We start from the raw sequence: 944 nt of genomic DNA, 5'->3' as shown, positions 1-944 counted from the left end.
GCGCACTACTGAGCAGTCCAGCAGGTTGCGAAGGCTGAGCCATAGCTGGACATCGCGTCGTTGCATTCGAGACAAATGGGGGTGCGGACAAAATAGTTGGACCGAATCGGTCCGGTTAGGAGTTCGCGAATGCCGAGCTACACGGACGAGCAGAAGCGCAGGGCCGTCGATATGATCGAGGAGTGCGGCGGGTCGGTGACGCGCGCGATGCGCAGGCTGGGATACCCCACGCGCCACAAGTCGAGTGCAACTTTCTCCTTCGGCAAAAGGTCATAGCCGCCCCTCACCTGCGCGAGGCCGCTGAGCCCTGGCTTCACTAGAGCGCGATAGTTCCAGCCGTGAATGCGCTTCTCGAACTCGGCGCAAAAAGCCGGGCGTTCAGGCCTTGGGCCTATAAGCGCCATGTCGCCATCATCTCGGAATACGCTATGCGCTCTCCTTCGGCCATATCCACGGCCCGCGGGCGTATGGTTATCATGTTGTGGAACGAGGCAAGGTCCTGCTCCGCATACTCCGCGCTCACCACCATGTAGTCCGCGTACTTGTGCCTGGGCAGCATCCTCGGCATTAGGATATCGCCCGCACGCAGGCGGTAACGGTCCGCCTTGGCCGCATCGACCCGGATGAGCTCGACCCCCTCCACCTTTTCCTCCGGCATTAGGATGCCTTCCACCAGGTCTTTCACTGAGATGTGCCTAAGGGTCACTCCGTCTATATCGGCGGCCTTCACGCTGTCCCGGGGCATCAGGGGAGGCACGACGGCGAAAAGGTCGCCGACCGTGGCCTCGTATCTCCTCAGCATCCCCAGCATCGACTTCGCATCGAACTTTCGCTCTACGGTCATATCCGCTCCAAACTGACGGGTCTTTTGCAACAGGATATCTTCGGCGCGGTGATGGAGGGGCGCCCCTTCCCGTTCGGGAAGGGGCGTTTCCGTGCGGGTT

The 944-nt window shown here is 61.0% G+C and carries 2 protein-coding genes and 1 pseudogene; 1 reads left to right on the top strand and 2 read right to left on the bottom strand.

The genetic code is table 11. The features are described from left to right. The first annotated feature begins 129 nt into the window (after positions 1-129). Positions 130-276: a hypothetical protein gene (locus tag GPA_RS20065; protein ID WP_227791134.1), complete on the top strand. Its 147-nt coding sequence runs from the start codon at positions 130-132 to the stop codon at positions 274-276. A gap of 5 nt (positions 277-281) precedes the next feature. On the opposite strand, the pseudogene GPA_RS20630 reads toward GPA_RS20065, so the two are convergent. Together GPA_RS20630 and GPA_RS06940 are read right to left on the bottom strand one after the other, a co-directional pair. Continuing rightward, positions 282-404 (bottom strand): annotated as a pseudogene (locus GPA_RS20630) (sugar transferase); the annotation flags it as partial. After that, positions 392-944: hypothetical protein (locus GPA_RS06940; protein WP_231847595.1), on the bottom strand; the 553-nt coding region annotated here is incomplete at its 5' end. The gene GPA_RS06940 and the pseudogene GPA_RS20630, both read right to left, overlap by 13 nt.

The organism is Gordonibacter pamelaeae 7-10-1-b (assembly GCF_000210055.1).
GTDB lineage: Bacteria > Actinomycetota > Coriobacteriia > Coriobacteriales > Eggerthellaceae > Gordonibacter > Gordonibacter pamelaeae.
This window is presented reverse-complemented; position numbering and strand designations above follow the sequence as displayed.

Excerpts from the sequence above, each read along its gene's own strand:
- GPA_RS20065 (WP_227791134.1), top strand. The coding sequence starts at position 130 with ATGCCGAGCTACACGGACGAGCAGAAGCGCAGGGCCGTCGATATGATC.